The organism is Photobacterium malacitanum, assembly GCF_900185615.1.
GTDB classification, from domain to species: Bacteria; Pseudomonadota; Gammaproteobacteria; order Enterobacterales; family Vibrionaceae; genus Photobacterium; species Photobacterium malacitanum.
Map to the genome: position 1 here is coordinate 689,544 of NZ_FYAK01000001.1, position 26,831 is coordinate 716,374.

Annotated in this window: 23 protein-coding genes; 10 read left to right on the forward strand and 13 right to left on the reverse strand. The window is 39.3% G+C overall.

Going from position 1 to position 26,831, the window contains the following annotated elements; all coding sequences use genetic code 11:
• Positions 1–153 precede the first annotated feature (153 nt).
• Positions 154–1,326 carry an iron-containing alcohol dehydrogenase gene (locus PMAL9190_RS03050; protein ID WP_087843861.1) on the reverse strand — a complete coding sequence of 391 codons (1,173 nt, stop codon included), beginning with the start codon at positions 1,324–1,326 and terminating at the stop codon, positions 154–156.
• A 313-nt stretch (positions 1,327–1,639) separates the two neighbouring features.
• Between PMAL9190_RS03050 and PMAL9190_RS03055 the strand changes: the two genes are divergently transcribed.
• The 5 genes from PMAL9190_RS03055 (at position 1,640) to PMAL9190_RS03075 (ending at position 7,258) form a co-directional block, all read left to right on the forward strand.
• Positions 1,640–2,590, forward strand: coding sequence for a porin (locus PMAL9190_RS03055; protein ID WP_087843862.1), 951 nt, complete (start codon positions 1,640–1,642; stop codon positions 2,588–2,590).
• Positions 2,591–2,767: 177 nt separating this feature from the next.
• Positions 2,768–3,031, forward strand: coding sequence for a GrxA family glutaredoxin (locus tag PMAL9190_RS03060; protein WP_065166234.1), 264 nt, complete (start codon positions 2,768–2,770; stop codon positions 3,029–3,031).
• 261 nt (positions 3,032–3,292) lie between these two features.
• Positions 3,293–4,975 (forward strand): aspartate:alanine antiporter, encoded by a 1,683-nt coding sequence (locus tag PMAL9190_RS03065; RefSeq protein WP_087843863.1) that lies wholly within the window; start codon positions 3,293–3,295, stop codon positions 4,973–4,975.
• A 268-nt stretch (positions 4,976–5,243) separates the two neighbouring features.
• Positions 5,244–5,918 carry a response regulator gene (locus PMAL9190_RS03070; RefSeq protein WP_065166235.1) on the forward strand — a complete coding sequence of 225 codons (675 nt, stop codon included), beginning with the start codon at positions 5,244–5,246 and terminating at the stop codon, positions 5,916–5,918.
• Positions 5,915–7,258 carry an ATP-binding protein gene (locus PMAL9190_RS03075; RefSeq protein ID WP_087843864.1) on the forward strand — a complete coding sequence of 448 codons (1,344 nt, stop codon included), beginning with the start codon at positions 5,915–5,917 and terminating at the stop codon, positions 7,256–7,258. The genes PMAL9190_RS03070 and PMAL9190_RS03075 overlap by 4 nt, the downstream gene beginning before the upstream one ends.
• A gap of 47 nt (positions 7,259–7,305) precedes the next feature.
• Here PMAL9190_RS03075 and PMAL9190_RS03080 read toward each other — a convergent pair whose 3' ends face one another.
• The 5 genes from PMAL9190_RS03080 to PMAL9190_RS03100 form a co-directional block, all read right to left on the reverse strand.
• Positions 7,306–7,716 carry a PACE efflux transporter gene (locus PMAL9190_RS03080; RefSeq protein ID WP_087843865.1) on the reverse strand — a complete coding sequence of 137 codons (411 nt, stop codon included), beginning with the start codon at positions 7,714–7,716 and terminating at the stop codon, positions 7,306–7,308.
• A gap of 163 nt (positions 7,717–7,879) precedes the next feature.
• A complete protein-coding gene (gene fabV, locus PMAL9190_RS03085) occupies positions 7,880–9,082 on the reverse strand; it encodes an enoyl-ACP reductase FabV (protein ID WP_087843866.1) in 1,203 nt (400 codons plus the stop codon).
• 189 nt (positions 9,083–9,271) lie between these two features.
• Positions 9,272–11,548, reverse strand: coding sequence for an acyl-CoA dehydrogenase (locus PMAL9190_RS03090; protein ID WP_087843867.1), 2,277 nt, complete (start codon positions 11,546–11,548; stop codon positions 9,272–9,274).
• 44 nt (positions 11,549–11,592) lie between these two features.
• On the reverse strand, positions 11,593–12,258 hold the full coding sequence (gene psrA / locus PMAL9190_RS03095; RefSeq protein ID WP_087843868.1) for a TetR family transcriptional repressor PsrA: 666 nt from the start codon (positions 12,256–12,258) through the stop codon (positions 11,593–11,595).
• Positions 12,259–12,993: 735 nt separating this feature from the next.
• On the reverse strand, positions 12,994–13,815 hold the full coding sequence (locus PMAL9190_RS03100; RefSeq protein WP_087843869.1) for an SDR family oxidoreductase: 822 nt from the start codon (positions 13,813–13,815) through the stop codon (positions 12,994–12,996).
• Between the two features lie 331 nt (positions 13,816–14,146).
• On the opposite strand from PMAL9190_RS03100, the gene PMAL9190_RS03105 reads away from it, so the two are divergent.
• Both PMAL9190_RS03105 and pyk read left to right on the forward strand, forming a co-directional pair.
• On the forward strand, positions 14,147–15,004 hold the full coding sequence (locus PMAL9190_RS03105; protein ID WP_065166242.1) for a MurR/RpiR family transcriptional regulator: 858 nt from the start codon (positions 14,147–14,149) through the stop codon (positions 15,002–15,004).
• A 187-nt stretch (positions 15,005–15,191) separates the two neighbouring features.
• A complete protein-coding gene (gene pyk / locus PMAL9190_RS03110; protein WP_087843870.1) occupies positions 15,192–16,637 on the forward strand; it encodes a pyruvate kinase in 1,446 nt (481 codons plus the stop codon).
• A gap of 96 nt (positions 16,638–16,733) precedes the next feature.
• Here the strand turns inward: pyk and rimJ are convergent, their stop codons facing one another.
• Positions 16,734–17,318, reverse strand: coding sequence for a ribosomal protein S5-alanine N-acetyltransferase (rimJ, locus tag PMAL9190_RS03115; RefSeq protein ID WP_065166244.1), 585 nt, complete (start codon positions 17,316–17,318; stop codon positions 16,734–16,736).
• Between the two features lie 163 nt (positions 17,319–17,481).
• Here rimJ and PMAL9190_RS03120 point away from each other — a divergent pair, with 163 nt between their 5' ends.
• Entirely contained in the window at positions 17,482–17,976 is a 495-nt protein-coding gene (locus tag PMAL9190_RS03120; RefSeq protein WP_087843871.1) for a methylated-DNA--[protein]-cysteine S-methyltransferase, read from the forward strand.
• A gap of 78 nt (positions 17,977–18,054) precedes the next feature.
• On the opposite strand, the gene tyrR is transcribed toward PMAL9190_RS03120, so the two are convergent.
• The 6 genes from tyrR to pspA all read right to left on the reverse strand — a co-directional run bounded on the left by tyrR (position 18,055) and on the right by pspA (position 23,835).
• The gene (gene tyrR / locus PMAL9190_RS03125) at positions 18,055–19,593 is read right to left on the reverse strand and encodes a transcriptional regulator TyrR (protein WP_087843872.1); all 1,539 of its coding nucleotides are present in this window, start codon (positions 19,591–19,593) and stop codon (positions 18,055–18,057) included.
• A gap of 316 nt (positions 19,594–19,909) precedes the next feature.
• Complete coding sequence (locus tag PMAL9190_RS03130; RefSeq protein ID WP_087843873.1) at positions 19,910–20,944, reverse strand: YcjF family protein; 1,035 nt, start codon at positions 20,942–20,944, stop codon at positions 19,910–19,912.
• Entirely contained in the window at positions 20,941–22,338 is a 1,398-nt protein-coding gene (locus PMAL9190_RS03135) for a YcjX family GTP-binding protein (RefSeq protein WP_087843874.1), read from the reverse strand. Before PMAL9190_RS03135 ends, PMAL9190_RS03130 begins: the two co-directional genes overlap by 4 nt.
• Before the next feature lie 138 nt (positions 22,339–22,476).
• Positions 22,477–22,863, reverse strand: coding sequence for an envelope stress response membrane protein PspC (pspC, locus tag PMAL9190_RS03140; RefSeq protein WP_065166249.1), 387 nt, complete (start codon positions 22,861–22,863; stop codon positions 22,477–22,479).
• Positions 22,863–23,090, reverse strand: a complete 228-nt coding sequence (pspB, locus tag PMAL9190_RS03145; protein ID WP_036795289.1) for an envelope stress response membrane protein PspB — start codon at positions 23,088–23,090, stop codon at positions 22,863–22,865. Before pspB ends, pspC begins: the two co-directional genes overlap by 1 nt.
• A gap of 76 nt (positions 23,091–23,166) precedes the next feature.
• The gene (pspA, locus tag PMAL9190_RS03150) at positions 23,167–23,835 is read right to left on the reverse strand and encodes a phage shock protein PspA (protein WP_087843875.1); all 669 of its coding nucleotides are present in this window, start codon (positions 23,833–23,835) and stop codon (positions 23,167–23,169) included.
• Between the two features lie 217 nt (positions 23,836–24,052).
• On the opposite strand from pspA, the gene pspF reads away from it, so the two are divergent.
• Both pspF and sapA read left to right on the forward strand, forming a co-directional pair.
• Positions 24,053–25,075: a phage shock protein operon transcriptional activator gene (gene pspF, locus PMAL9190_RS03155; protein ID WP_087843876.1), complete on the forward strand. Its 1,023-nt coding sequence runs from the start codon at positions 24,053–24,055 to the stop codon at positions 25,073–25,075.
• A gap of 136 nt (positions 25,076–25,211) precedes the next feature.
• On the forward strand, positions 25,212–26,831 hold the full coding sequence (gene sapA / locus PMAL9190_RS03160) for an ABC transporter substrate-binding protein SapA (protein ID WP_087843877.1): 1,620 nt from the start codon (positions 25,212–25,214) through the stop codon (positions 26,829–26,831).

Below are 26,831 nucleotides of genomic sequence, written 5' to 3' on the forward strand. Positions count from 1 at the left end.
AACTACAGCTTCAAAAAAAAACTCCGAAATATCGATTTTTTTAAAATATAGCGATAAAAAAAAGCGACCTAAGTCACTTTTTAATGTGGAACGAGTAAAATTCGATACAATCACAATTGTGTTATATCGTTGCAGTTATTATTTAACGCAAAATCATGGCTGTTGATAATCACAATTTAAATGGCAAACTTGCTCTAAAATCGTGATGAGTCGCTGTTGATTTAACGGTAATGGATTACCTTTTATCGCATTAGTGCGTAATGCATCATCAGCAACCTCTTCAAACATGGTATTGCACAATCCATACTTCGATAATAGTGGCAGCTGCAATTTTGTTAAGATGCGATCGACCCATTGCACACTGTCTTCTATATTGGCATCACTATTCATCGTCAATATTACCGCTAATTTTTGATAACGAGCTAGCACATCACTACGCCCTAACTCGATAGCCACTGATATATTTTCAGCCATTACATAGGGAGCTAACCGCGCAGTGATCAACCCATGTGGTGCATTTAAACGTCCACTTAATGCTGATGCGAGTCCATGAGCAGCACCTAATTTAGCGTTTGAACGTGCCATGCCTCCAAGCATAGCAGCAAAAGCCATATCACTTCTTGATGGGTAATGATCATCTCGACACGCCGCTAATATTGACATTGAAATCCGTTTTAATCCCTCTTCACAAATCATATCGGTTAATGGATTTGGCTCACCACACACATAAGCTTCCATCAAATGGGTAAACGCATCCATTGCACAGCACCCAGACAAAACAGTATCCATACCATAGGTAAGCGTCGGATCAATAATTGCTAAGTCCGGAAAAAGTTCAACGTTACTTAAATTAACTTTTACTTGTTCCTGCGCCGATTGTAACACCGCACTTTTGCTCACTTCTGCTCCTGTACCTGCAGTTGTTGGAATAGCAATAAATGGCAATGATTTAACTTGTAATGGCACATTGCGCCCAACAACATCAACATAGTCATAGACACTGCCTTGATTGGGAATTAATGCAGCTAATGATTTAGCGACATCAAGCACACTCCCACCACCAATACCAATAACCATATCCGGACAAAAAGTACGCCCCATTGCAGCTAACTCTTCGATCATCGCAATTAATGGTTCGCCTTTGATAACTAATCGTTGATAGCGCATATTCTGCTGTTTAAAATATTGCTCAAGCTGGTATGAGCGCTGCTGATCCTGACCTGTGACTAATAATGCACTGTAACCAAACTGATTCAGTAACGATAAAGAATCATGCAAAGCACCTTCACCAAAGATAATCCGTGTTGAAGTCATAAACTGAAACATAGGCTATTTACCTCACCCTAAATCACGTCAATTAAATAAAAATATCAACTCTGCTGTAGTCAGTATTTTTATTTGCACACAACTAGATTCAATCAGATAAGTTAGCCTAATATTGATTACAGACAAATTTTTGCTTGTTTCAATAACTACACCGTTAAGATCAATCCTTACTCACAATAGCGATAATTAATCACTAACAAACAAATGTCGTAAAAGTGACTTTTTGCCGCAATAGCAGCGTAATATTGCATTGATAGGCTGCGTAGAGTTCATCGGCAATGAAGCCATATAATGATTTTACGAGGAATGAACCATGAAACAAGCAGCAGTGGTCGCCGCTATTTTTACCAGCTTATCAACAACCGCAACCGCAGCAACGGTGTATGAAAATAACGACACTGTGATTGACGTTGGTGGTAGAGCAGAAGCACGTTTTAATATCTCAAAAAAAAATAAAGGTATTAATAACGACAGTAATGAATTTAAAGATAAAAGCCGAGCTCGCCTTGCTTTAAAAGGAAAGTCTGCAATTAATCAACAGTTCACTGCTTTTGGTAAATATGAAGCTGAAATTTCAGATAATAAAAATAGCACCATCACTACCCGTTACCTTTATGCTGGATTAGACGCGCAATTTGGTGCCTTTTCATATGGTAAACAAGATTCAGCACAAGTAATGATCACTGATTTTACAGATATTTTATCAACCTTTGGTGGTGATGCTGTTGATCTGGTTGATGGTAATAAAGACAAGCGCGAAAATAATTTTTTATATGTCGGTGAGTTTAATAATCTTACCATTGCAACTAACTATATTGCAGAAAATAACCGTGGCACTAAGGACAGTAATAGCGTTGGTATCGCAGCCCAATATAGCTTTCCTTTTGGGTTAAGTTTAGGTGCGGGCTATGTTAATGGTAATGACGGGGTCGATATAGATGCCAACCAACTTAACCTCGCAATAAGTTATCAACTCGATAATATTTATGCGGGTGCGGCATACGCTAACGGTAAACATGGCGATGCCGACTTAAATGGTTATGAGTTAGCAGCAGCATATACATTTGATCAGTTTACCGCACGAGGCGTTTACAATTTTCAGCACTCAGAAACTAACAATATCACCACCGATGAAGTCGACTATTTTGCATTAGAAGGTCTCTATAAATTCAACAAAAGCCTACGCACTTACATCGGTTATAAATTCCAACAGCTTGACGCAAAAGATGATGAGTTACAGGCCGGTATTCGTTATGACTTTTAAATACGTTCATTAAGCATTATCACTAAGCCAGATAAAATATCTGGCTTTTACTTTTTTGGACGCAATTAACACTTACATAAGCGATATCGCTTTTATCTATTGGTTTAACAGAAAAAACCCTCTTCCGCTATTGCGACAGTCACGCTATAGTAACAACAAATTATGCAGGAGAAATTTATGTTCGTTGTTATTTTTGGTCGTCCCGGTTGCCCTTTTTGTGTTCGTGCAAAAGAACTAGCAGAAAAAATTAAACAAGAGCGCGACGATTTTAACTTCCGCTACGTTGATATCCATGCCGAAGGTATCAGTAAAGCCGATTTGGAAAAAACTGTCGGTAAGCCAGTTGAAACTGTGCCTCAAATTTTTGTTGATCAAGACCATATTGGTGGTTGTACTGAATTTGAAGCTTATGCAAAAGAGCATAACCTTCTTTTTAAGTAAGCATTAATACTGATTAACAAAAAGGCTGACATTGTCAGCCTTTTTTATATTGGCATGATTATTTTTGATACTTAAAATACTCTTTTTTAACGTATGCTCCCCCTTTAAAAGTCTCACTACAATTTAAAAGGCAATTTATCTTAACAAGTTCCTTTAGAAGATATATTTTCGCTATTTATTTATAATATAAACTATAACCTCTTCCCAAAATCAGCTAGACTTTATACCTCTTTTATCTTTCCATTATTTCGGAAATCCGTCGTGAACATTGATGTAGCCGCACTTCTACACCAAAATGATATTTTATTACTCTTTGTAGTCCTTGCTGTTGGTTTAAGCATTGGTAAGATCCGCTTTGCTAAAATGACACTAGGTAACTCCATTGGCGTTCTACTGACTGCTTTATTATTTGGTAATGCGGGTTTTACGTTCGATACTGATGCACTCAATATTGGCTTTATGCTGTTTATTTTTTGTGTTGGCATAGAGGCTGGACCAAACTTCTTTGGTATATTCTTTCGCGATGGTAAGCACTATTTGCTACTAGCATTAGTCGTTTTACTGTCATCCATTGCTATTACCATGACCATGGCACGTTATTTACACATGGATATCGGTTTAGCAACAGGCTTGATGGCAGGCTCATTAACCGCAACACCTGTACTTGTTGGTGCAAAAGACGCACTAAACAATGGTCTTGCGGGAATTACCGATCCTGCAATAATTAAGCAGTTAAGCGAAAGTTTAAGTGTTGGCTATGCCATGTCTTATCTTGTTGGCTTAGTCAGCTTAATTTTCCTTGCGAAACTAATGCCTAAATTACAAAAACAAAACCTTGCCGAATCATCACAGCAAATAGCACGAGAGCGCGGTATTGGTGAAGTCGCACAACGCAAAGTATATTTGCCAATCATTCGTGCTTACCGCGCAGGACCTGAACTGATTAATTGGATTGATGGCCGCAACTTACGTGAGCTTGGTATTTATCGTCAAACGGGTTGTTATATAGAGCGTGTACGACGTAATGGTATTTTGGCCAACCCTGATGGTGATGCCATTTTACAAGAAGGCGATGAAATAGCATTAGTGGGCTATCCAGATAGCCATGCGCGTCTAGATCCGAGCTTTCGTAATGGTAAAGAAGTTTTTGATCGTGATTTACTCGACCTACGTATAGTAGAAGAAGAGATCGTAGTGAAAAACGATGGCATTGCCGGTAAGCGTCTATCAGAATTAAATTTATCTGAATATGGTTGCTTCCTTAACCGTGTTGTTCGTGCCCAAATTGAAATGCCAATGGATCATAATATTCTGTTGAACAAAGGTGATATCCTGCAGGTCAGTGGTGAAAAAAGTCGTGTATTAGGACTCGCTGAACGAATTGGTTTTATCTCTATTCATAGTCAAATAGCTGATCTACTTGCGTTCTGCTGCTTCTTTATTATTGGCCTATTAATGGGGTTAATTACCATGAAATTTGGCCACATTGCATTTGGTTTAGGCAGTGCCGCTGGCTTGTTGATTGCCGGTATTACCCTTGGATTCTTACGTGCTAACCACCCTACTTTTGGTTATGTTCCCCAAGGCGCCCTCAACATGGCTAAAGATTTAGGCCTGATGGTATTCATGGTCGGCATTGGTTTAAGCGCAGGTTCTAATTTGTTTGCTTCTATTGCACATATTGGTTTAACTGTATTTGTTACCAGCTTAATGGTCAGTGTCATTCCTGTAGTATTAGCCTACCTTTTTGGTGCTTATGTACTGAAAATGAATAGAGCATTATTATTTGGCGCAATCATTGGTGCACGTACTTGTGCTCCAGCAATGGATATGATCAATGAGCATGCGCGTAGTACAATCCCTGCATTGGGTTATGCTGGTACGTACGCGATTGCTAACGTACTGCTCACTATTGCCGGCACCTTGATCTTTATTTTCCAATAACACCATTCAAGATACTATTTATCCAATCTTTATAGTGGGTTAACTCATTAATTTATTAATGAGTCAGCCCCTATTCAGTCTGACACTCTACACTGGTTATTAGCGTAAAAATGTAACTAGCAATGTAATTATTTGATTTTTATCATCCAATTTTCTGCAGGTTTACATATTCAAACATGGGATTATGGTAACAATAACTAATGCGCTTTATTATTAGATACTTTACCATAGCTCATTAATACCATCCGTTATCTCTGGTGCCCAATCTATGCGTATTCTTATTGTCGAAGACGATGCCATTCTTAGCCATCACCTTAAATCGCAACTCAGCGAGTTAGGGAATCAAGTTCAGTGTGCTAACACAGCTGAAGAAGGACTGTTTTTTGCACAAAACTATCCTAACGATATTGCTATTGTCGATATCGGTTTACCTGATAGAGATGGCATCAGCTTAATTAAAGACATGCGTAAAAAGGGACTACGTTTACCAATAATGATCCTAACTGCACGTTCAAATTGGCAAGACAAAGTCACAGGACTTGAAGCTGGTGCTGATGATTATTTAGTCAAGCCGTTTCAAAAAGAAGAGATGGTTGCGCGTTTAAGTGCACTTGTTCGTCGCAGTGCCGGTTTTGTAAAGCCAGAAATGACAGCGGGTGATATTCGCGTCGATTTATTAGCTAAGCAAGTTTATATTTGTGAAGAATTATTAGAATTAACCGCATTTGAATATGACTTATTAGAGTATTTAATGCGACATAGCCGTCAAGTTGTCTCTAAACAACGTTTACTTGATGTTCTTTATGAAGATCAGGAAGGCGATCCTAATACAATTGAAGTTATGATCAGCCGCTTACGTAAAAAATTCACTAAAACTGGACAAAATAACCCTATATCAACCATTCGTGGTCAAGGGTATATTTTTGAACTCAATGCCCAATGAGTCGATTTTTCCAACCTCGATTAAGACAACGGGTATTGATTACGTCCGTCGCTATTATTGCACTTGTCACATCAGCTCTTGCTGCGGTCATTAATAAACTTTATTCTCAAAGTTATATGGCATCATATTCATCGGAACTGGTTGCACAAATGCCGATGGTTGTTGCACAGCTTAATCGAGCTGGATTAATTAAAGATGTCGACAAGTGGATTGATTCACTCGATCCTTCAGATACCGATTATATTGCCGTTGTTTGTGACCAAAGTGACAAAACAACCTGGGTTTCCAATAAAGCATCAGCAGAAAAATTGCGTGATGTTTGCCGGTACTTACCAGAAAATATATCGACGCCTACCCTTATTACGATGAAAAATCATCAAGGATATATTGCTTATAACCTCAGCCGTAATAAAGAAAATGGTACAATTTATCAATTGGTTGTACTACGTTCAGCTGATGCTTACGAACACTCCCTTGCTCAGTTACATAAACGTACGGCTTTCTATTTAGGACTCTTTGTTTTAATTGCCGTAGCATTTCTGATTGCAGCCTTTCACTGGGGTTTCCAACCATTACGAAAATTAGCTTTCCAGCTTGATCAAATGGCAGAAGCTAAACGAGAAAAGCTAGATGATAATTACCCAATGGAGCTGCAAGAAGTTACCATGGCGGTAAACCGTTTAAGCCGTATTAGTAATGATCAACAGGGCCGTTATCGTCATGCGATGGATGACCTTGCTCACAGTTTAAAGACGCGGTTAGCAGCAACAAACGCCCTACTTGATGATGCAAGCATAGATCGTCGTGAATTAAATCAACGCATAATGGAACAAATCAGTCAAATGGATGATTTGGTACAATACCAATTAAAACGGGCTATGGTTGGTCAACAAGGGTTACAGAAAAGCAACGTCGAACTCAAACCAATCATTACGAGTCTCGATAGAATGTTAAGTAAAATTTATGCTGATAAACACGCAACATTCTACTATCACTTTGATGACGACCTAAAATTACCGATTAATAAAGATGACTTAATGGAATTGTTTGGCAATATGCTTGAAAACAGTTTCCGCTTTTGTATTAGCCAAGTGAAATTATCAGTTATTGAAACTAATAATGATTTTACCATTATGATTGAAGATGATGGCCCGGGAGTAAAACCTGAGCTACGTGAAGCGATTTTTCAACGCGGTGTACGCGCAGATCAACTCAACCCAGGTCAAGGTATTGGTTTGTCTGTTTGTAATGAAATTATTGATAGCTATCAAGGCAAAATTAATGTCGAAGATTCAGAACTTGAAGGCGCTGCATTTATTATTAAACTGCCTAAAAGCTAAGCTTTAACAATCAAATAAATCAGCCAGCGCCTATCGCTGGCTGATTTTCACCCATTAATAGGATAGATACGATCATAAATAAGATTGTAGCCATAGGCATAGAATAAATAAAATACAACCATGCCAATATCTAATACAAATGCATGCCATAAGCTAACATTAAGCACCCATGCTAATACTGGAATAGTAAAAATAACTAATCCAGCCTCGAATCCTAAACTATGCAGTAACCGTATTCTGACTGTCTTCTGCGTCGTACTATATTTTTGCTGCATCAAATTATCAAACCATTGGTTATAGACATAATTCCACAACGTCGCCACGATAGAAAAGAACACACCGACAGCACCTACATGGCCAAGCTCGAACCCAAATTGACTCAATATACCTACCATCAATAGCAAACCAATAACTTCAAAACCAATTGCATGACGAATGCGATCAAATGTTGTTCTCATTTTTATATCTCTTTCACAATTACCGATAAAATATACGCTTAATATATCTATGAATAACTAGAAACAAAGTCAAATACCATCCGATTTAAAGATAGATCGAAAATAGAGATATAAAAAAACCGCCATGATGGCGGTTTTGTAAAGTATTTATCTGTCAATACGATTAGATATCTTCTACATCAAAATCAACAACAGGATTTACATCAGCATCGTAGTCAATACCATCAATGCCAAAGCCAAATAGCTTTAAGAACTCATCTTTGTATTGTTGGTAATCAGCAACATCGTACAAGTTGTCATTGGTTACTTTTGACCATAGATCACGACAATGCTGTTGAATATCTTCGCGCAACTCCCAGTCATCTAGACGTAAACGGTTTTCAGCATCAACCTCAGCTGCTGTACCATCTTCTTTGTATAGACGTTGGCTAAACATACGTAAAATCTGCTCCATGCAGCCTTCATGTACACCTTCTTCACGCATCTTCTTAAATACCATCGCAATATACAATGGCATCACAGGAATAGCAGAACTTGCTTGCGTCACAACACTCTTAAGCACTGCAACATTGGCAGAGCCACCTGTCGCACTTAACTTAGTGTTTAGCTCTTTCGCTGCGCGATCGAGATCCATTTTGGCTTGACCTAATGCGCCATGCCAGTAGATAGGCCATGTTAGCTCAGTACCAATGTAGCTATAAGCAACTGTCTTACAACCGTCAGCTAATACACCAGCCTCAGCTAACGCATTAATCCATAGCTCCCAGTCTTCGCCACCCATAACGGTAACAGTGTCTGCAACTTCTTGTTCTGTTGCAGGCTCAATGCTGGTTTCAATCAATACGTTTTTATTCGTATCCACAGCTGTTGTTGTGTACGTTTCACCCATTGGCTTTAGGCATGAACGAACGACTTCACCTGTCTGTGGCAATTTACGCACTGGTGATGCCAATGAGTAAATAACCATATCAATTTGACCAAGATCTTGCTTAATCAAATCAATTGTTTTTTGTTTGGCTTCGTTAGAGAAAGCGTCACCATTTAGACTTTTTGAGTACAGACCTTCTGCTTTTGCAAACTTGTCAAATGCTGCTGAGTTATACCAACCTGCAGTACCTGGCTTTTTCTCTGTACCTGGTTTTTCAAAGAAAACACCAATTGTCGCAGCGCCACCACCGAATGCTGCTGCAATACGTGATGACAAACCGTAACCACTAGAAGAGCCAACCACTAATACACGCTTTGGTGCATTGGCAATAGGGCCTTGTGCTTTGGTGTAGGCAATTTGCTGCTTTACGTTATCTTCACAACCAACTGGGTGCGTTGTTGTACAAATAAATCCACGAGTTTTAGGTTTGATGATCATTTTCAACTTCCCTTACATAATTGTGAATAGGATAAAAGGTTAATGACAGATACGCATTAAATTTATGCCATAAATGAACAAAAATCACAGTGGTTGGAGGTGTTACGCCAATTTTTGGTCAAAAAAAGTGCCACGTATTTACGTGGCACACGGGAGATTCCAGGTTTATATTTCACTGGCTAAGTAACCCTAAGCTGCCTTCCCTGGTTGCAAGCTTACTTGTTTAAAATGGTCAGCACAAAAATGATCCACTTGAATCGCTCTTTGTCTTAGCTTGTCAGCATTTTCTATTTTTTTGCGGTCATCTTCTGTGATCACTCCCGCATCCACTGCTAACTGTAACTTTTCAATCAATGAAGCTTTGCGTGGGATCTCACCGTTACGTGTCGCTTGCATTAACTTACGCTCTAAAGGTTTGATCTCATCCAAAGCAATAAATGCACGTTCCATTATCGCAATGGGATCATCATCTTTGGTTCCGACGTAGCACAAATGCGTTAATCGGTCTCGATGGGCACTTGGAGTCATCAGTAACGCTGCAATACTGATACTTATATCATCGGTTGGTGCTGAATAATGAATCCCAATAGGAAAAGTAAGTAAACGTAATGCTCGACCAACACCTCTGCGTGGAAAATTACTAAATACACCGTCAAACGCAATACCGCATTGATGTAAGCAATACTGTAATGAATAATGAACCATAGGTAAATCTTGCTGCTGACGACCATCGTCCTCAAACCGTTTTAATACTGCTGACGCTAAATATAAATGGCTTAACACATCACCTAAGCGTGCTGATAACAATTCTCGACGTTTTAATTCTCCACCTAAACTTAACATTGATACATCAGCACACACCGCAAGTGCTTTTGACATTCGCGATAAATGACGATAGTAAGTGCTGGTTTCACCACTGACAGGAGTACGATTAAAATAGCTACCACTGACGGCATTTAGCAATGATTTAGCCATATTTCCGGCAGCAAAACTAATATGTTTCATTAATAAGCCATCAAACTCTTTTGCAGCTTGCTGTTCATCAGGATTAGCAGCAGCAGCCATTTCATCGAGTACATAAGGATGACACCGAGTCGCACCTTGACCAAAAATCATTAAATTACGGGTCAGAATATTGGCACCTTCAACGGTTATTGCCACTGGAATACCAAAATAGTGATGGCCTAAATAATTCATTGGTCCAAGCTGAATACCACGGCCAGCATGAACATCCATTGCATCATTAAGAACGGTTCGTGACATCTCTGTCATATGGTATTTAGCAATGGCAGTAACAATAGCGGGGGTTTGACCTGAATCTAATCCGGTCGTGGTCAATGTTCGTGCAGCTTCTAACATATAAGTAAAACCACCAATTCGGCCTAATGCTTGTGCAACACCTTCAAAATTACCGATTGGCATTCCAAACTGCTTACGTACAACAGCATAAGCACCCGTTGTTTTAGCCGCTAAATGGCCAATAGCAGTTCCTAATGCAGGTAATGAGATCCCTCGCCCAGCAGATAAGCATTCCACCAGCATTCGCCAACCTTTACCAGCATAATCCTGACCACCAATTATCCAATCTAACGGAATAAAAACATTATTTCCGCGTGTCGGGCCATTCATAAATGCCATATTTAGTGGATCATGACGTTCACCGATTTCAACCCCAGCATGGCTCGTTGGAATCAAGGCGCAAGTAATACCAAGATCAATTTTATCACCTAGTAACCGCTGTGGATCTTTCATTTTAAACGCTAATCCAAGCACAGTTGCCACAGGTGCTAGGGTAATATAACGCTTATTCCAAGTTAACTTTAACCCTAATACCTGTTGGCCTTGATGTTCGCCATAACACACAATACCTTCATCAGGGATCGCGCCTGCATCCGATCCTGCATTAGGCCCAGTTAATGCAAAACATGGTATATCAACACCATCAGCCAATCGTGGTAGCCAGTAATCTTTTTGCTGTTGTGTACCATAATGGGTCAGTAATTCACCTGGACCTAACGAATTAGGAACCATCACACAGACGGCCGCACTTAAACTGCGCGTTGCTATTTGCGCCACAATAGTAGAATTAGCGTGTGCTGAAAAATCGAGTCCCCCATATTGTTTACCAATAATGAGTGCAAAGAATTTTTCACGGCGCAGGTATTGCCAAACTTCAGCTGGTAAATCTTTTTGTTGTTGGACAATTTGATAATCATTGAGCATTGATAATAACGTTTGCAGCTTAGTATCTATGAAGTGTTGCTCTTCATCGCTCAAAATTGGTTTTGGATAATTGAGTAGCGTTCGCCACTGTGGATCACCACTAAATAACTCGCCATCCCACCATACACTACCAGCTTCCATGGCTTGTTTTTCAGTATTTGATAGTGGTGGCAATACTTTCTTAAATAATTTAAAAGCAGGATCACTCAAATAACGTTTACGCATGCTTGATAACGAGCTCATAAGACATATCCTTTTGTGATTCAACGACAAGTAGTCATGATGAATTAGGAAATTTTGTTGACTAATAGTTCCTCATTAAGTGCTATCGGAGCGGTAACCCCCGCGGCAAGGTAAGGCACTAAACGATTAATTAAATCTTCGGTATTAATTCGACTTGAAAAATCATTCGCTGCAATGGCAAGTAATGCAGTACTTGAGACCATCGTAAACACCGATGCTCCAAGAGTAAAATGTAGCCGCCAGAATAATGTTTCAGGATCTAAACATGGGTATGCACGCCGAACCGCTCTCACAAATAATTGAATAACATCATCATAATGGGTCGTTATAAACCAGCGTAAATGCCCTTGAACATCGGCATAACCACGGCCGATTAATGACATAAATATCGTAGTACCATTATGTTTAAAACTATTTAATCGAAGTAATGGCTGCTTAGTGCATAAAAACACATCATTCATATCAAATTCGTCACGTTGATGTAGTGTCAGTAATTCTTGTTTGAATGCAGGAATGAATTGCTCAAGATAGCGCCCTAATACTGCTCGAATAAGCCCTTTTTTATCGCCATAGTGATAATTGACCGAAGCAAGATTAGCACCAGCCGCCGTCGTAATAGCGCGTAAAGAAGTTTCTTTAAAACCACGCTCGGCAAACAGCACTTCTGCAGCATCTAGAATGCGATGTTTAGTCGTTTTTGGCTGTGACATATTATTCATCCAATTTAAACGCTTGTTTAAATATTACACAACCACAGCAATATTAACAATTGCGCTACATCACGAATTGTTATTTAAAATACCACACCAAAATAAAAACCAATAAAATCAAAGGAGAATAACTATTGTATTCGAAATATAAAATAAAATGGAACTAAGGATATAAAAACGTGTCGTATACGTACCACTGCTTTTTTTAGAAGTTTTTCCTTCATTACCCATCAACAAACATTTGTTGGTGGGTTTCCTTTATTTACAACACCATTAATCAATAACAAGATAATAATTTCAAATAAACGCATTTTTTTTTGAACTTTCTTCGTAATAACAACTCTTACTTATGTATTCAATTTGATAAATCGTTTTTTGCTCAACAGTAATCGCTTTTTATTGAATGTTTAATTCACTACTGCTTTAAATCCTAATTGTATTTTTTTTTGGATAATCTCCTTCCCGCTGATATTTTCAGCGGGATTTTTTTTGCCTGAAACTCCAGCAAAGATTCACCCAAATTATTATCTTTTTTTTCGATTTAACTGAACTTTGTTATCAATAGACAGTCTGACTATATAAGAATTGAAATTATAGGTAAGTATTTTGTTTTTCTGGCCGTCAAACAGGCCTGTAATTTAAATTGCTACTACTGCTTTAACTCCTTATTGTATTTTTATTTGCGCTGAAATGTTTATTTCAGCGCTTTTTTTTGTCTATTTTTTACTGATGCAGTTATATCTCTGGCGTGCCTTGCAGTAAATCATCATATTTCATCGTCACCCCAAGGTAGCTAAGCGTTTGATTTGAATTTATTTTCTTACCATTTTCTCCTTCGTTATCTTGATTAAAATTAGGAAGTGGTAACTGAGCTTTTTGTGCCATTGCCGTATAATATTGCTCTCGACTAGGATGAGAACTAGCAGCAAGGTGCATGATCGGCATCGACACTGGCTGCTGAATAATCGCTGAGATAACTTGAATACAATCCTCTAAATGAACCAAATTCACCGGCTGCTTACCTGCACTTAGTTGACGCCCTGATAAAAATTTTACTGGATGTCGCGCAGGACCAAATAAACCCGATAGCCGTAGTACAGTTAAATTATGCTGCCATTGTTGGCGTAACAATTGTTCTAATTGATAATGTAATATACCTGAGGTCGTGTTTGGTCTAACTGGTGTCACTTCAACAACTTCACCTTGTAACGGATCGTACACTGACGTAGAACTGATAAAAACAATTCGTTGGCATCCTGCTCGCTGAGCTGCAACTGACAATGAGATGATATTTTCAATATGCGTTTGTGGATTAAGATGCTTACGCCCAGGTGGAATCGCAATAATTAAAACATCTGCAGCTAAAAATTGATGAGTTGCTGTACTGAGTTCTCCGCTAAGAGGTAATGTTAATAAACACCCCTCAATTCCCTGCTGTTTTAATGCCTTTACACCCGCTAAGGTTGTTTTTGATCCCCAAACCTCAATCGCTTGAGATTTTAATGATAACGCCAACGGTAATCCGAGCCAGCCACAACCACAAATACTCACTTTCATTGATGATCCTTAGCACCATGCATTTATAATTTTTCATTACATTTTAAAATTAAACGCCACTAAATTATTTTACAGCACGAAATAAATCACTTTTTTTACTGTAAATACTGATAGTTATAAAAATAAAACAAAATATTCCAACAGATTTGTTTTATAAGTTTCAATTCTGAAAATAAAAAGTCGATCTCGATCAAAATCTAATAAAAACGCCCTGAAAAAGACCGTCAATGACTAGGTTATGTTAAGAGTTAAGTAGTATAGTTTCAATATATGGGCAACTTGATGACAAGAATGCTACAAATGAAATTTAATAACGAAGTGCATAATGACTATGAATACCATAGAAAAAATACAAAATAACTTAGAACACTTCAGTAAATCTGAACGAAAAGTAGCAGAAGTTATTATTGCCTCACCACAAACAGCGATTCACTCAAGTATCGCCACATTAGCCAAAATGGCTGATGTCAGTGAGCCGACCGTTAATCGTTTTTGCCGTCGCCTTGATACCAAAGGTTTTCCTGACTTTAAATTACATTTAGCGCAAAGTTTGGCAAACGGTACCCCTTATGTGAATCGTAACGTTGAAGAAAATGACGGCCCTGATGCTTATACCGCCAAAATATTTGAATCGACGATGGCTTGCTTAGATGTTGCAAAAAATAGCCTTGATCCGATGCAAATTAATCGCGCAGTTGATTTACTTACCCAAGCCAAAAAGATCTCGTTCTTTGGTCTAGGTGCTTCAGCATCTGTTGCTCATGATGCTCAAAATAAGTTCTTCCGTTTTAATATCCCTATTGTTTGTTTTGACGATATTGTGATGCAACGTATGAGTGTGATCAATTGTTCCGATGGTGATGTTGTTGTCGTCATTTCACATACTGGACGCACTAAAAGTTTAGTTGAGATTGCGCAAATGGCGCGCGAGAATGGTGCAACAGTAATTGGAATTACAGCCAAACATTCACCACTCGAACGAGAATGCTCGTTATCAATTTGTCTTGATGTACCTGAAGACACGGATATTTATATGCCAATGGCAAGCCGTGTTGTGCAAATGACAGTCATTGATGTATTAGCAACTGGGTTTACCTTACGCCGAGGCTCCAGTTTTCGTGATAATTTAAAACGTGTTAAAGATTCACTCAAAGACTCCCGTTTTTCTAAAGAACGTTTTTCTTTATAACTACCGACATTAAGCGAGGTTTCGGCTTCGCTGATATAGCAGATGTACTCAAATTTATCTTCTTTGCTGTTTATCATACTTACCAAGTAGCCATCGCTATTAATGGTTTATTAAACCGATATCAAATATTATGCATTGATTGATATCGATTCGATTAATAAGCCTATTTACCTTTATGGAGCTTACAATGTCAGAACGACTAAGACGTACCAAAATTGTTACCACCCTTGGCCCTGCTACAGATCGCGATAATAATCTAGAAAAAATCATTGCAGCTGGCGCTAACGTTGTGCGCATGAACTTTTCGCATGGTAGCGCAGAAGATCATATTCTTAGAACACAGCAGGTTCGTGAAATCGCGGCACGCTTAGGTAAACATGTCGCTATTTTAGGTGATCTTCAAGGGCCTAAAATTCGCGTATCAACCTTTAAAGACGGTAAAATTCAACTTAACATTGGCGATAAGTTCACTCTTGATAGTGATTTACCTAAAGGTGAAGGTCATCAAGATGCTGTTGGACTTGATTATAAAGAATTACCTAATGATGTTATTAGCGGTGATGTGTTGTTACTTGATGATGGACGTGTACAACTTCAAGTAACCGAAGTGGCTGATAACAAAGTGCATACCGTTGTTACTGTTGCTGGTCCTTTATCAAATAACAAAGGCATTAATAAAAAAGGGGGCGGACTATCCGCGGCGGCATTAACCGACAAAGATAAAGCAGACATCATTACTGCTGCTGCCATGGGAGTAGATTATCTTGCGGTCTCTTTTCCTCGCAATGGTGAAGACATGCACTATGCACGCCGACTGGCAACGGAAGCAGGACTTACGGCAAAATTAGTCGCTAAAGTAGAACGCGCAGAAACAGTGGCAACCACGGAAGCCATGGACGATATCATTCTGGCTTCCGACGTGGTGATGGTTGCTCGTGGTGACTTAGGGGTTGAAATTGGTGATCCTGAATTAGTTGGAGTACAGAAAAAGCTGATTCGCCGTGCACGCAGCTTAGATCGAACTGTGATCACTGCCACTCAAATGATGGAATCGATGATCACAAGCCCGATGCCAACACGTGCTGAAGTAATGGATGTGGCTAATGCGGTTTTAGATGGTACCGATGCGGTAATGTTATCCGCAGAAACCGCCGCGGGTGATTTCCCCGTTGAAACCGTCACTATCATGGCCAGTGTTTGTCTAGGTGCAGAAAAAGAACCAAGTATCAATGTCTCTAACCATCGCTTAGATCGTAAATTTTCAACACCTGAAGAAACCATTGCCATGGCAACCATGTATGCTGCTAACCATATGGTGGGCATTAAAGCGATAGTGGTAATGACAGAATCGGGCCGTACACCTCGTCTGATGTCACGCATTTCATCGGGCTTGCCTATTTTTGCACTTTCACGTAATAAAACTACGCTTAATCGTGCTGCTTTATTCCGTGGAGTCACACCGGTATTTTTTGACCGTGATAGTGATGCCGGATTGGATGCGGCAAAGCATGCTCTTGCTGTCCTAAAAGACGCAGGTTATGTACAAGCAGGAGATCTCACCATTATTACTCAAGGTGATAAAATGGATACTATTGGCTCAACTAACAATATGCGTATTTTAACCGTTGATTAGAATATCATAACGGTAGCAATAGTAAGCTAACATAACAGCTGAGAGCACCTATATAACAAAAGTTAACTCTCAGCTTTTTTATACCTAAAAGTCTATTTAACTTATTGGTAATGACCAGTTGGGATTAATCAATGACGTTAACACGTGATCTTGCCATTGACCATTTATCAATAAATAATCTTTCGCCAGACCTTCTTTCTCAAACCCTACAGCTGTTAATACACTGCCACTCTTACTATTATGAGGCATATAGGCCGCTATAATACGGTGAAAATGTTTATCAACAAACATCCATTCACATACTGCCGTTAACGCACGACGCATCACTGCTTGTCCTTGATATTCTTGGTCTAAAGAATAGCCAACATGGCAGGCATAAAATGGTGACTTAACTAAGTTACTAAAATTTATGACTCCAATAATATCGTCAGTTGTGCGGTGCTCTATAACAAAATAGAAAGCCATTTCATGGCGATGTAGCGTCGCAATTTGTTGCAGCCGTTGTTGCCAGCCAGCTAAACTAAAGAAAGCCTCATGTCGTAAGGGTTCCCAAGGAGCTAGAAAATGACGATTACGCTGATAATATGCGCTAATTTGTTCTGCATCTCGCGCTTCAATCAAGCGAACTTTTATATCATCAAGTACAATAGTTGATGAGCGATGTATAATTGAATGAAACAAGTATTACCTCGGCATGACAATGTTAATTGATATAACGCACATTTTGTGAGTTTACATGATAATGAAAGCAAGCCACATTCAATATTCGATATATTAGCATGCCGTTGTCTGTTAGTATTTATCAGTCAATGTTATTAATTATTACGCCTTTAGTGAGTTATTGATGTATTACGATTGTATTGAAACAGAACTGGGGAACATTATGCTGTTGGCCGATCATCAAGGTCTGCGACAGTTATCGATTACAAGTCCCAGCTATAGTCCGAATGAAATATGGCAACATAACCCAGAGTTTATGGCCCCTTTCATTAAACAACTCAAAGAATACCTCACCGGCTCTCGGAAAAAGTTCACCTTCCCTCTCGCTCCCCAAGGCACTATCTTTCAACAGCAAATCTGGCATGCCATTGCCGATGTTCCTTATGGTGAAACCGTCACTTATGAACAAATAGCTGAAAACCTTGGTAATACTAAAGCCACTCAAGCCATTGGTATGGCAAAGAATGTTAACCCTATTCCTATTATTATCCCTTGTCATCGCGTTTTAAATAGTCATAACTCATTATGTGGTTATCGCTATGGCGAAGACATTGTTGCATTACTATTAGCCTTGGAATCTGGCGACACAATCTTGCTTGAGGCTCATCAGGATATCTAATTCACATCGATAAGCTTAAGTGCTTATGATTAAAGTAAAGAGATAGTGTTTTATCGCTATCTCTTTTATTTTTGGCGATTAATTTCGCTTACTAAGACCATACTCGCGCAATTTATTTGCGACTGCAGTATGAGAGACCCCTAATCGTTTTGCTAATTTACGTGTTGATGGGTAACTCTGATATAAGTTAGATAGGATGCCTGACTCATAACGCTTCATAATCTCATCCAACGATCCAGTCAATGTCTCTTCACTGATAACAGTGCTTGACTCATTTTCAGGTAGCTGTACATCAGCACATGTCATCTCAGCGCCTTCAACTTGCGTCATTGCACGAAATAATACATTACGTAATTGGCGAATATTTCCCGGCCAAGCATACTGCTTTAACGCTAAAGCTAATTCTTCAGATAGCATTGGTTTAGGTTGATGTAACTCTTGTGCAAATTGCGCCAAAAATAATTCTGCTAATGGCACAATATCAGCAGCACGTTCACGTAAAGGCGGCACAACTAATGCGAGTACATTGAGTCGATAATAAAGATCTTCTCTAAATTCACCTTCAGCAACTAACTCCGGTAACTTTTTCTGAGTCGAACAAATGACACGTACAGAGACTTTTATTTCTGCTTCTTCACCCACACGACGGAAAGTGCCGTCTTGAAGAAAACGTAATAATTTAATCTGTAAGTGTTTTGACATTTCGCCAATTTCATACAAAAAGACCGTACCGCCTGCAGCTTGTTCAAAAATACCTTTTTTAGCCGGTTCATTGGCACTCTCTACACAACCAAAAAGCTCGGTTTCTGCTGCATTATCTGGCATAGATATACAGTTAACCACAAGAAAAGGTTTATCTCGATGTACCGAGCGCTGATGACAAGCGCGCGCTAACATTTCTTTACCTGTTCCTGTTTCACCTTGTATAAGTAATGGTGCATCTAATAATGCTAATTTCTTGGCTTGCGCTAATAAATGCTTAAAGCGTGATGAATGACCGATCAAATGCTCAAAGCCACTATCACCATTTATGGTGCGCGTAACAATCGGCATTTTAGCCTCAGACAGTGATTTTAATAAAATTAGCGCGCTTGCAAGCACGGGTTCTGGCGCTTCATCACTGACATAAACTGGCATGATATCCATTTGATAATCAAGCCCTGCAATAACCACTATTTCACTGTGCTTTTGAGCCTGATTTTTATCAAGCCAACGGGTAAAATTAAATCCAAGCAAAGTCTGAATATTTTCACTGAATAAATCTTCACTACGATGGCCGATTAATTGCTCTGCTGCTTGATTCGCAAAATCAACTTTGCCATTTAAATTAATAGTAAAGAAAGGATCGGGTAGGGTCTGCAATAGCGCAGATAATTCAGTATGCTCACGCTCACTGGGCATAAACTGAATTTTACGTACATCTGTCACGCCATCTAACTGCCGAATTTGTGACATAAGTTGACTAAACTGTTCAAATTCAACTTCAGGACAATTTAAATAAATAATGCCAATTCGATCAATTTCAATACCGCGTAGATCGATCTCTTGGCTAGTTAAAATATCCAATAATTCGCGGGTCATTCCGACTCTATCTTCGCAAAAGACCTGTAATCTCATTGTTTACACCTTCTTATTATTCATCTTATGTGTATTTGATTAATTACAGCTATCTATTTATTCAACATCTATTAATACTAATAATAATCATAGTGTTAAGCTTTATTTTTGAGAGGCTCAATCCACATAACGAAAACCATATATAAATAAACACTGTCAACAATTCCTGACAGTTGTGTCAGTGTGCGACTAACCTTTTAATGAGTCAAGCCACGAGATCGCATCTGCACAGATTAAATACAAAAATCACGCTGTTAAATAAAAAAAAGAGAACCATAGATTCTCTTTTTTGCTACTTTTTGTCACATCTATGCCGCTATTGGCTTTTATTTTTATTGCCTAATTGGCTTAATAAATCACGACGAATTTCACTTAATTTTGGCTGTTCACCTTCCATCCACGGCAATGGACGCATGAGGTTAATCGCTTTAAGGCCTAAACGTCCGGTCAGTAACCCAACGCCAACACCTTGTGCCACACGGGTAGACATTCTTCCGGCAAGATCCATTGAAAGCATATCCATACCTAAATCAGCAACCACTTCAGACGCACCTGCAAATGCCATATTCGCAAGAACTAATTTTACTAATTTAATCCGCGACCAATAACTAAGCTCGATGCCATACACTGCTGAAATTTGCTCAATTAAACGAAAATTTCGCCATGCCACCAGCAACATGTCGGCAGCCGCTAATGGACTCAAAGCAACCATTAATGCCGCTTCACTGGAGTATCTTGCGACTAACTTTCGTGCTAACTTATCTTGCTGACTTACCACCATTTGATCATAAAGTGCTAATACTTCTCGATCATTATGAGTTGCAGCTAACGCGTGTAACCAGCGATCATAGCCATGATTATCGGTTGGAATTTGGCTTAGTTTTGCTAATTTCACACAAAATGCTTTACCCGATCCAATCCCATCGGCGGCTAATAATTGCTGTGCTTGGTCGCGTTCATTTTGACGCTGTTTTAAGCGACGTAAATTAATCAACTCACGCCCAAGCGCACCAATACCCGCCACCGCAATACCAGCAACAATCGCACTCCAGCCTAATGATAACCAATTACCCGTTTGATAAGCCGTTGTTACATGATCAACCGTCTGCCAACCAACCATAGCAGCACCTGCCACTAACACCCCTTTAAACCAACGATAACGACGTTTAGGCTTAGCTGCCAAAATATGATCGAGTGCTTGCTCTGTCTCAACTTCTTCTACTTCAACAGTATCAGGTAAAAACGCACTCTGCTGTTCGAAATTCATTTTTGCAGTCAGATCTGGTTGTTGCTGACTTAATGGTTGATCTAACTCATCAAACACTATTTTTGCTTTTAATGGCTCTGTCATTGCAATTTATCTCCCAATAGATATTCCAACGCTTTATCCATTCGAATATGCGGTAAAGGCTCATCACTCTGCTGTGGTAAAGGCCGTAAATTAATAAAATCAAATCCATTTTCATTCCAGAACTCTTGATTTGGTAACCGCTTAGGTACCTCTCCTGGAAAAAAGGTTTGCGCATTACCCGCTATATCAGTACCGCGTAAGGCTGGAACCTGTTGACCTTGATGATTGACAAACCCAGGCTCACTCGCCTGAATAGAAGCCAAACTGACACAATCCATAGCAATACCTTCAAACGATGCTGTTTGCCATGCTTCATTAACTAATTGTTGTAATAACCCGACTAAGTTTGAATGCTGCTCAGGGGTAATATGGTCCGCTTTTGTTGCTGCAAACAGCACCTTATCAATGCGTGGCGAAAACAGGCGCCGCAGCATGGAACTGCGGCCATATTTAAAACTTTGCATCAATTGATCTAACGCTTGACGCATATCATTAAATGATTCATAGCCGGCATTTAATGGTTGTAGACAATCGACTAATACAATTTGACGATCAAATTTAGAGAAATGAACATTATAAAACGCCTTTACAACATGCTGCTGGTAGTACTTATAGCGTTGTTTAAGCATGCCAAAGTTACTGTCATCAGTCGCTGTAGCTAATTGTTGTTCGGTATATTTATTGGTCCATACCATCGGGAAGAATTGTAATACAGGTGCTCCTGCTAATTCTCCTGGCAACACAAATCGCCCCGGTTGCACCCAATGTAAACCACCTTCAGCTTTACATTGGTGTAAATAATCCGTAAACGCAGCGGCAATAGTTTCAATTAAGGTTTCATCAGCAGGAGCAAAAGGATCAAATTGCTCCCCCATTGCTAACCATGATTGCGCTAATGCTAACCGTTGACCCTTCAATACTTGTGCCTGTTGCTTTGACCAGCTAATAAAATCAAGATCAAGCAAAGGTAAATCTAATAGCCACTCACCGGGATAATCAATGATATCAAGATACAACGTCGCGGTGTCTTGAAATAATTTAAGTGGTCCTTTTTGTGGTTTAAAACGCAATGCAAGTCGAGTTTGACTCACATCACTGGTTGGCTGAGGCCATGTTGGTGGCGATGATAACAATGCATTCATACCGTCATCATAACCAAACTTAGGCACATGCATATCCAACTGTGGTACTCTTTTAGATCCTAATAAATAGCCTTCCCGTACCGCTGAAAACATCGGTAAGCGAGGATTGGTACTTACATGCAACAATTGATTGATCAGTGACGTAATAAAGGCCGTTTTTCCTGCGCGAGATAAACCTGTTACCGCAAGTCGCACATGGCGATCAAGGCTGCGATTAACCCATTTACTCACTTCATTACTCATTCGATTCATTACGCTTCCCTATTCATCTATACGGTCTTATAACTGACCATAAAAAAGCAGGCCTGAATACATCAGTACCTGCTTAATATTGATATTATTTATAGACTTTTTCTAGATAAATAACATCAAGCACTGTCGATTTGTGCTCTAAAGTTTATTAAATTCACGATCAACTTTAAAGGCAGATGAGGTGACATAAGCTTCCATTTTTTGAATACTGACTTCACTACGTGCGAGTTCTGTTTCAACATTATCCAAAATCTGTTTCGCTGATTGCCCCGTTTGCCATGGTTTTTGCTTTACATTATGTTCAGTATATTGATGTTGTTGTTCTTTTCGCTGTGGCGGCATTTTATCTAAAATTAACCAAGCAGCAATATAAGCAACCGTCGCAAAAAAACCGACGCCTAATAAAAAAGCAGTTACGGCTAAAATACGCATTAACCAGGTTTCAACACCAAAATATTCAGCTAAACCTGCACAAACACCCCCTAACTTACCGTTTTTAGGATCGCGATATAGTGTTTTACGCATTATTTCTGTCTCCATTGTGGCGCTTCAGCATCTAAAATTCGCTCTAGAGTAACAATCCGCTCTTGCATCACCTCTGCGCGTGCCACTAAGGTTTCTAACTTTTTATGATCTTCACCAGACAATCCCTCACCTGATTTACGCTTACTGCGGTAATGAAGAATTAACCACAATGGTGCGACAACAACCATAAACACCACTAATGGAACACTAATAAAACCCATCGACATATGTTGTTCTCCTTTCACGCAGGGGTAATAGCACTATTATTATTGTTATGTAATTTAAAGGACAATTATCCCGCGATTACTGTTGTTTATCGTTCATGTTTGCTTTTAAACGCTCAAGCTCTTTTTCAATATCATCTTGCGCTTGCAGGTCTGCAAACTCTGACTCTAAGCTTTTTCCGCGGCCAAAACTATAGCTATCCGCTTCGGCTTCCATTTCATCAATGCGGCGCTCATATTGTTCAAACTTCGACATTGCTTCATCAACTTTACTGGTATCAAGTTGACGGCGAACATCGCGACGTGTTCCTGCTGCCTTATGGCGTGCAACTAATGCTTGTTGGCGAGCACGTGTCTCTTGCAGTTTACGCTCAAGTTCAGCCACTTCTAACGATAATTTCTCAATTGTTTCATCAACTAATTTATATTCTTCATTTAACGTTAACGCCACATCAGTCAATTTTTGTTTTTCAATCAATGCTGCACGTGCCAGATCTTCGCGGCCTTTTTGAATCGCTAAACTGGCTTTTTGTTGCCAATCTGTCGACTGTGTTTCAATCGCGGTAATACGACGACGTAATTCTTTTTTATCCGCGAGTGCTCGTGCCGATGATGTACGCACTTCAACCAATGTATCTTCCATTTCTTGAATAATCAGACGGATCAGTTTTTGTGGATCTTCTGCCTTGTCTAATAATGAATTGACGTTAGCATTTACGATATCTGCAAAACGAGAAAAAATACCCATAATAAAGCTCCTTGGTCAACCGTCTTGAATCATGTCAATGAACGGTTTATATCATTAGACTAACGTTATGTTGTCATGTGAGGTGTCATTGTTTTATATACATATCAACTTGCGTGCCAACTTTTAAGTTATTGTTTTATAAGAACTAAATAAATAACAGTCGATATTAACAAATAATGATATAGTGAATATAACTAACTTTTAGTGGAATTGACCAATGAAAAAGACCGAAAATTTAATCGGCGAGTCAGATGCTTTTTTAGCTGTGCTTGATCATGCCTCACGACTTGCCACCCTTAATCGTCCGGTGCTTATTTTAGGTGAACGCGGTACAGGTAAAGAACTGATTGCACAACGAATCCACTATTTATCTACCCGCTGGGATCAACCACTCATTAGTTTAAATTGCGCCGCATTAGCTGATGGTGTTATTGATTCAGAACTGTTTGGCCATGAGGCTGGATCTTTTACTGGTGCTAAAGGCCGCCATCAAGGACGGTTTGAACGTGCGGAAAATGGCACACTCTTTTTAGATGAGTTGGCAACAGCACCAATGGGAGTGCAAGAGAAGTTATTACGTGTGATTGAGTATGGTGAATATGAGCGTGTTGGCGGTAATAAAAGCTGTCAAGCCAATGTACGATTAATCTGTGCCACCAATCAAAACTTGCCACAGCTCGCTGCAGAAGGGAAATTTAGAGCCGACTTATTAGACCGACTGGCCTTTGAAGTGATCCACTTACCCCCATTAAGAGCACGGGTTGATGATATTCTACCACTGGCTGAACACTATGCTGTACGCATGTGTCGTGAAATGAATTTTAGCTATTTTGCCGGTTTTAGTTACCAAGCTCAGCAACAATTATTAGGTTACTCATGGCCTGGTAATATTCGTGAATTAAAGAATGTTGTTGAGCGCTCAGTCTTTCGCCATGCTCAACAAGATGAGGTTATTGATACCATTGTGATAGATCCCTTCACAACCTCATGGAATAACGTTCCTCTTCAGCTTGCCTCTCAATCGACTCCGGCTAAATCATCACAAAATCAGAAGACTGATACACTGACATTTCCAATCGATCTCCGTCAACAGCTACAACAGCAAGAAATCATTTGGATTCAACAAGCACTCACATTAGCAAAGTTTAATCAAACTAAAGCTGCTGAATTATTACGCCTTAGCTATCATCAACTAAGAGGCCTAATTCGTAAATATAACATCAATATTAATGGTGATTAATCGACCAAAATAAGGCAAAAAATCAATATAATTGATGCTTTTTGACTAATTTAATTTAAAACAGGCAGGATAACTTGGTGACCGAGATGGAAAATGATAAATTTAAAAACTTAATTTCAAATAACGCCTATTAAATATGAGCGCTTACTATCGTTTTTTTATCGCTAGTTTGGTTTTATTAACCCTTAGTGGTTGTAAACAACCTGCAAAAGATTCTGTGACTCAACGTCGCGGTTTTGTCTATTGCGGCCAAGATACACCGACAACACTTAACCCCCAATTAACAGACGGTGGATTAACAGCAGAAACCCTTTCGGCACAAATTTTTGACCGCCTGCTATTACTCGATCCTGTTAGCCATAAACCATTACCTGATCTCGCGAAAAGCTGGACCGTAAGTGATGATGGCTTGGTGTATACCTTTACCTTACGTCAAGGGGTAAAATTTCAAACAACAGCATGGTTTACGCCAACACGCACCATGAATGCTGATGATGTTGTGTTTAGCTTTGAGCGCGTCATTAACCCTGATAATCCTTTTCACCATATTTCAGGTGGCCGTTATCCGTGGTTTGAAAGCCTCGGCTTTGCCAATGATATCGAAAGTATTAAAGCACTGAATCCACATACCGTGCAATTTAGCCTACGCCGACCAGATAACTCTTTCTTATCCAATTTAGCAACCAGCTATGCGGTGGTATATTCTGCTGAATATGGCAAACAACTGTTAAAATCAGGTCAAATTGGTCAATTAGATAACCGTCCTATTGGTACTGGACCGTTTTATGTTGATCAGTTTATTCCAAATGATCTGATTCGATTAAAACATCATCATGACTATTGGCAAGGTGCTGCGCCGATGGAACAAGTGGTGTTTGACATATCTTCGCGTGGTATGGGGAATCTGACCAAATTATTAAGCGCAGAGTGTGATGTACTAGCCTCGCCTGTTGCAAGTCAGTTACCAGTTATCACTGACAATAATAACTATGAATTATTAGCACAAAGTGGCATGAATGTGTCTTTTTTAGCGTTAAATACCAGCTTAGCACCTTTAAACAATCTTAAAGTACGCCAAGCTATTAGTTACGCCATTAACAGAAATACATTATTAAATTCAGTTTATTACGGCACGGCAACCAAAGCTAAAAGCTTATTACCGCCGACATCATGGGCTTATAATAATGACAGTAAGGCCATTAATTATAACCCTAAAAAAGCCAAAGCATTACTTAAGCAAGCAGGTTATAACCCCGATCAAGTATTGACCATGTGGGTGCCGTTAGAATCTCGACCTTATAATCCGAGCCCACAAAAAACAGCTGAGTTGATTCAAGCTAACCTCAAGGCTATAGGCGTTAATGTTATTATTTATCATCAAGATAACATTGGTCGTCTAGGGGTAAATGACATGAATAAATACGATATGATGTTAGCGGGTTGGATTGCAGATAACGGTGATCCTGATAACTTTTTACGGCCATTATTATCATGCAATGCCAAACATGCCGGGCTCAATGTTGCTAATTGGTGTGATGTTCAATTTGATAATCTACTTGAACTAGCATTACGTACCAATAAAACTCAGCAACGGGTTAATTATTACCAACATGCGCAGGATATTCTTGATCAGCAGGTGCCAATCATTCCTCTTGCTCATGGTGTATATTTTCAAGCACACAACAAAACACTCGGTGGACTACAAATGAGTCCTTTTGGCTCACGTTCATTTTCTAGTGTCTATCGGACTGAGTAA

Excerpts from the sequence above, each read along its gene's own strand:
- PMAL9190_RS03050 (WP_087843861.1), bottom strand. The coding sequence starts at position 1,326 with ATGTTTCAGTTTATGACTTCAACACGGATTATCTTTGGTGAAGGTGCT.
- PMAL9190_RS03055 (WP_087843862.1), top strand. The coding sequence starts at position 1,640 with ATGAAACAAGCAGCAGTGGTCGCCGCTATTTTTACCAGCTTATCAACA.
- PMAL9190_RS03060 (WP_065166234.1), top strand. The coding sequence starts at position 2,768 with ATGTTCGTTGTTATTTTTGGTCGTCCCGGTTGCCCTTTTTGTGTTCGT.
- PMAL9190_RS03070 (WP_065166235.1), top strand. The coding sequence starts at position 5,244 with ATGCGTATTCTTATTGTCGAAGACGATGCCATTCTTAGCCATCACCTT.
- PMAL9190_RS03075 (WP_087843864.1), top strand. The coding sequence starts at position 5,915 with ATGAGTCGATTTTTCCAACCTCGATTAAGACAACGGGTATTGATTACG.
- PMAL9190_RS03080 (WP_087843865.1), bottom strand. The coding sequence starts at position 7,716 with ATGAGAACAACATTTGATCGCATTCGTCATGCAATTGGTTTTGAAGTT.
- fabV (WP_087843866.1), bottom strand. The coding sequence starts at position 9,082 with ATGATCATCAAACCTAAAACTCGTGGATTTATTTGTACAACAACGCAC.
- PMAL9190_RS03090 (WP_087843867.1), bottom strand. The coding sequence starts at position 11,548 with ATGAGCTCGTTATCAAGCATGCGTAAACGTTATTTGAGTGATCCTGCT.
- psrA (WP_087843868.1), bottom strand. The coding sequence starts at position 12,258 with ATGTCACAGCCAAAAACGACTAAACATCGCATTCTAGATGCTGCAGAA.
- PMAL9190_RS03100 (WP_087843869.1), bottom strand. The coding sequence starts at position 13,815 with ATGAAAGTGAGTATTTGTGGTTGTGGCTGGCTCGGATTACCGTTGGCG.
- PMAL9190_RS03105 (WP_065166242.1), top strand. The coding sequence starts at position 14,147 with ATGAATACCATAGAAAAAATACAAAATAACTTAGAACACTTCAGTAAA.
- pyk (WP_087843870.1), top strand. The coding sequence starts at position 15,192 with ATGTCAGAACGACTAAGACGTACCAAAATTGTTACCACCCTTGGCCCT.
- PMAL9190_RS03120 (WP_087843871.1), top strand. The coding sequence starts at position 17,482 with ATGTATTACGATTGTATTGAAACAGAACTGGGGAACATTATGCTGTTG.
- tyrR (WP_087843872.1), bottom strand. The coding sequence starts at position 19,593 with ATGAGATTACAGGTCTTTTGCGAAGATAGAGTCGGAATGACCCGCGAA.
- PMAL9190_RS03130 (WP_087843873.1), bottom strand. The coding sequence starts at position 20,944 with ATGACAGAGCCATTAAAAGCAAAAATAGTGTTTGATGAGTTAGATCAA.
- PMAL9190_RS03135 (WP_087843874.1), bottom strand. The coding sequence starts at position 22,338 with ATGAATCGAATGAGTAATGAAGTGAGTAAATGGGTTAATCGCAGCCTT.
- pspC (WP_065166249.1), bottom strand. The coding sequence starts at position 22,863 with ATGCGTAAAACACTATATCGCGATCCTAAAAACGGTAAGTTAGGGGGT.
- pspB (WP_036795289.1), bottom strand. The coding sequence starts at position 23,090 with ATGTCGATGGGTTTTATTAGTGTTCCATTAGTGGTGTTTATGGTTGTT.
- pspA (WP_087843875.1), bottom strand. The coding sequence starts at position 23,835 with ATGGGTATTTTTTCTCGTTTTGCAGATATCGTAAATGCTAACGTCAAT.
- pspF (WP_087843876.1), top strand. The coding sequence starts at position 24,053 with ATGAAAAAGACCGAAAATTTAATCGGCGAGTCAGATGCTTTTTTAGCT.
- sapA (WP_087843877.1), top strand. The coding sequence starts at position 25,212 with ATGAGCGCTTACTATCGTTTTTTTATCGCTAGTTTGGTTTTATTAACC.